The sequence below is a fragment of the Devosia sp. genome (assembly GCF_040509215.1).
Lineage (GTDB): Bacteria > Pseudomonadota > Alphaproteobacteria > Rhizobiales > Devosiaceae > Devosia.
On sequence record NZ_JBEVLL010000364.1, the window covers coordinates 1 to 4,763 of the forward strand.

The 4,763-nt window shown below is 63.0% G+C and carries 3 protein-coding genes; 2 read left to right on the forward strand and 1 reads right to left on the reverse strand.

Going from position 1 to position 4,763, the window contains the following annotated elements; translation table 11 throughout:
- A partial coding sequence (locus ABW043_RS20680; protein ID WP_353923085.1) for a hypothetical protein occupies positions 1-251 on the reverse strand: 251 nt, incomplete at its 3' end.
- Between the two features lie 90 nt (positions 252-341).
- Between ABW043_RS20680 and ABW043_RS20685 the strand changes: the two genes are divergently transcribed.
- Together ABW043_RS20685 and ABW043_RS20690 are read left to right on the forward strand one after the other, a co-directional pair.
- Positions 342-2,210 carry an autotransporter assembly complex protein TamA gene (locus ABW043_RS20685; protein WP_353923086.1) on the forward strand — a complete coding sequence of 623 codons (1,869 nt, stop codon included), beginning with the start codon at positions 342-344 and terminating at the stop codon, positions 2,208-2,210.
- Positions 2,211-2,212: 2 nt separating this feature from the next.
- Positions 2,213-4,763, forward strand: a 2,551-nt coding sequence (locus ABW043_RS20690; protein ID WP_502908685.1) for a translocation/assembly module TamB domain-containing protein, incomplete at its 3' end; no start/stop codon positions are given.

The window sequence follows — 4,763 nt, forward strand, 5'->3', positions numbered from 1 at the left end:
TCGGCTTCAAGGCTTGATCCTGTGGAGGCATTGGCGCGGGAGTAACCACCGGCCGTCATCCTCGGGTCAAGCCCGAGGGTGACGACATCGGTGTCCAAAAACCGTTGCCCATCGGCCACGTATTCTTTTTCAAAACCATCACCTTCCGGGCTCTGGCTTGCCCTTTGCGGCAGGCTGGCCCTAAACTCGCCACGAAGAGGACGCCCTTTGGGCAGGCGGGGGAGGGTTAACCCAATCTTTCCGAGCGCCAAGCTATTCTCAGCTTTGACCTATTGGTTGAAGCGTAACGGTCGGGAACTGGTTCACTGCAAAGCGCGCGTTGGGTATCGAGTATTGGCGCCTTGTGTATCGCTGCCGCCTCCTTGGCAGTGGCGGCTCCTGCACATGGGTTTGAACTGTTCGGCTTCAAGTTTTTTGAGGACGACACGCAGGATGCGGTGATCATCGATCCGCAAAACTATGTCGTCACGTTTTCATCGACCCAGACCGGCGCCGTCGAAAATGCGGCGCGCAATGCTTCCTCGCTGGTGGCTGATCAGGGCGAACCGGCTTCCGGCGTTGCCGGGCTTCTTGCCAAGGCACGCGGCGACTACAGGCGCATCATCGCGGCTCTCTACAATGAGGGCCATTATGGTGCAGCCATCAGCATCCTCATCGGCGGCGTGGAAGCGTCCAAGCTGGCGCCCGATGCCAGCCTGCCCAATCCTGTCAATGTGACCGTATCGGTGGACCCCGGTCCGCTCTTTAACTTTAACAGCGTCAATATTGCCAATCAGGCGCCGGCAACCAGCGACCCCGACGATCACGTCGATCTGCCGGTTCTGCGTGGCTTTGGCGCGGGCCAAGTGGCGCGGTCTTCGGTGATCCTTGCGGCCGAGCAGCTTGCGGTGCAGGCCTGGCAGCAGCAGGGCTATGCCAAGGCTGAAATCGTCGGCCGCGATGTCGTCGCCAATCATGCGAACAACACCGTCGATGTGACCATCACCGTCAATCCCGGGCGCCTCGCTGCCTTCGGCGATATCACCGTGACCGGCACGCAGGCGATGAATCCGGAATTCGTGCGTCAGCAGACCGGTCTTGTCGTGGGCCAGGAATATGACCCGGACGACCTGACACGGGCGCAGAAGCGTCTCGACCGGCTCGAGGTCTTCCGCGCTGCCCGCTTCCAGGCGGCGCAGGATATCTCGCCCGATGGGCTGCTGCCTTACGAGTTGCTGGTCGAAGAATTGCCCGGCCGCCGCTTCGGCGCTGGCGCGACTTATTCCACCGTAGATGGTCTCGGCGTAGAGGGCTTCCACCTCTGGCGCAATCTCTTCGGGCAAGCCGAAAGGCTGCGGCTCGATGCGCGCGTCGCTAGCATTGCCTGGCCGATCGACACCGCCCAGTTCGACTACATGTTTGGCGGTACCTTTACCAAGCCTGGCTTCCTGACGCCCGATACCGACCTCGTCGCTGCCATTGCGGCCGAGCGCACGATCTATCCGACCTACACGGAAACCTCCGCGCAGGCGCGTCTGGGCCTGACGCATTATTTCTCGGACCAGCTCACCGCCGAGGGCGGCGTGGTCTATGAGCGCGCCCGGTTCGACGACGTTTTTGGCACCCGCGACTTCTCGACGCTCGGCATCTATGCCGGCGCGACCTTCGATGGGCGCGACAGCACGGTCGATCCAACCGAAGGCTTCTATTTCTCGGGCAATGCCGAGCCCTATTACGACTTCTCCTATGAAAAGATGGGCCTGCGCCTCACGGTCGAAGGCCGGACCTATTTCGGGTTCTCCGAGGACGATCAGTTCATTCTGGCCGGCCGGGTCAAGGCCGGTGCTCTCCTCGGGCCGTCGCTCAACGAAATTGCGCCGGACAAGCTGTTCTTCGCCGGCGGTGGCGGCTCGGTGCGCGGCTATGCGGCCAAGTCGATCGGTGTCGATGATGGCAAGGGCGGCGTTACCGGCGGGCGGTACCTGCTTGAAGCCTCGCTCGAAGCGCGGGCCAAGGTTACCGAGTCCATCGGCGTCGTCGGCTTCGTCGATGGCGGTTATGTCGCTGCCGATACTTTCCCGAGCCTTGACGAGCTGCGTCTCGGGGTCGGCGTCGGCGCGCGCTACTATACGGGCCTCGGGCCGCTGCGCCTCGATGTGGCCATTCCGCTCAACAAGCGGCCGGGCGATCCGGATTATGCCCTCTATGTCGGCATTGGGCAGGCTTTCTGATGATGCCGGTTGTGAAAAAATACCGCCGCGTTGCCCTGGCTTCGCTGGTTCTGGTGCCGTTGATCGGCGTGCCCGTGGCGCTTTTTGCGCAGGACAATTCCGATGAGGCGCAGAAGGACTGGCTGACCGGCTTCGTCGAAGGCCAGCTCTCGACGCCTGAGCGGCAGATTCGCCTTTCCAATATCGATGGTGCACTCGGCTCGGATGTATCGATCCGCGAGATCACCATTGCCGACCAGCAGGGCGTTTGGCTGCGCGTCAACAATGCCACGCTGAACTGGAGCCAGGCTGCGCTGTTCACCGGCCGGCTGCAGGTGAATTCGCTCAAGGCGGATTCCATCGACTATATCCGCAATGCCGTTCCGGCCGAGGGCGTCGATCTGCCGCCGCCGGAAGCGGGCAGTTTTTCAGTGCCGGAATTCCCGGTGGCCATCAATATCGGCGAACTTTCCGTGCCGCGCGTCACATTTGGTGACGGTGTCTTTGGCTTGGGGTCGGCGATTTCGCTCGCCGGCAATCTGGCGCTCGAAGGCGGCAATCTCAACACCGCGCTCGATATCGTGCGTCTCGATGGGCCGGGCGGCACGCTCAATCTCGATCTGTCCTATGTGCGTGACACCAATGAGATTGACCTGAAGTTCGACCTCAACGAGCCGGAAAACGGCGTGCTCGCCAATCTCCTCAATATCGAGGGGCGCCCGGCGATGCAGTTGACGCTGGCGGGGCAGGGGCCGGTCGCTAACCTCCGCGCCGACCTGACGCTGCTCGCCAATGGGCAGACGGCGCTTGCCGGTGTGTCGACCATCAACCAGTCGGCCGACGGCTTTGCCATTGATGCCGATCTTGGTGGCCCGCTCTCCATGCTCATGGCCGAGCAGTATCGCCCCTTCTTCGGCGCCGATACGCGGCTGTCGCTCAATGCCCTGGTGCGCAGCGCCGGTGGTATCGAACTGAATGATCTGACGGTTACCGGCGGCCAACTGGCGCTGCAAGCCAATGCCAGCACCACGGCCGACAATTTTCTTTCGCGTCTTGACCTCAAGGCGTCCATTGCCGATCCCGCTGGCGGTCTCGTCCTTCTGCCGGGCTCCGGCGCGCCGCAGGTGCAGGCCGCGCAGCTCACGATCGATTTTGGCCGCGACGGTTCGGAAGACTGGAGCGCCGATCTCGGCATCGACAAGCTGATCACCGGCGATTTCTCCGCTGAGCGCGTGGGTCTCGCCATCAATGGTGTTGCCAGCAATCTCTCCGATCCAGCGACCCGCATGATCACCTTCAATGGTGACGGCACGCTTTCCGGCATCGCCGGCGACGAGGCGGTGGAAGCCGCGCTTGGCGACAGCGTGGGGCTCGGCATTGCCGGGCTCTGGAATGCCGGCCAGCCGATCGAACTGGCGCAGCTTCGCGTCGTTGGCGAAGCGCTGACTGCGGGCCTTTCGGGTGTCATCGATGGCGGCGCTTTCCGCGGTCGCATCGGCGTCCAGACCGACAGCATCGCGCCGTTCTCGGGCCTTGCCGGTCGCGAATTGACGGGCGGCCTGTCGCTCGATGCCGAAGGCTCCGTTGCCTTTGTTGGCGGCGGTTTTGACCTGACCTTTGAAGGCTCGGGCAGCAATCTCACCATTGCTGACGAAACCGCCGATAAGCTGCTGGCGGGCAATGTGGCGCTGTCCGGTCGCCTCGCCCGCACCGAGGCCGGTATCGTTGCTGACGATTTCTCGGTCACCAATCCGCAGGTGCAGTTCACCGCCGATGGTGTCTATGGCACCAGCGAAGCCAATTTTGCCATCGGGCTCGATCTCTCCGATCTCGGCCTTCTCACCGACCAGGCCTCCGGCGCGCTCGTCGTGCGCGGCACGGCCAAATCGGCATCGGCCGAAGCGCCGGTCGATCTGGTGCTCGATGCAACCGTTGCCAATGGCAATCTCGTCGGCCGTAACCTGCGGGACGCGCAACTGGGCCTCGACCTCGATCTGCTACAGGGTAACCTCTCAGGTCGTATCAGCGGCGAAGCCATGCTCGATGGTCATCGCGCCACGCTCGCCTCTCAGGTCGTTTCGGACACGGCGCAGCAGGCGCTGAACAATCTCGATTTCGAAATCGCCGGAACGCGGGTTTTCGGCTCGGTCAGCCGTGCGGTCGATACGCAATTGCTGAATGGCCGTCTCGATGTTGCAGCCTCCGATGTGTCGCTGGCTGCAGCCCTGCTCCTCACCGAAGCTTCGGGCAGCATCAATGCGGCGCTGGCCCTCTCGCCGGTCGATGGCGTGCAGCAGGCCGGCCTCACCGCGAACGCGACCAATCTGAAGGTCAACGACATTGCCGTCGGCCGCGCCGAAATCAGCGCCACGGCGGTCGATCTCTTCGGCGTGCCCGCGCTCAATGGTACGGTCACGGCCAGCAACGTTGTCGCGGCTGGTACCATGGTCAACACGCTCAATGCGCGCGCCAGCCAGAGCGGCGATACGACGAGCTTTGATGCGCAAGCAGCTCTCAGCACCGGCACCAAGGTCGATGTTGCCGGCGGGCTCGCTCCTGTCGAGGGCGGCTATC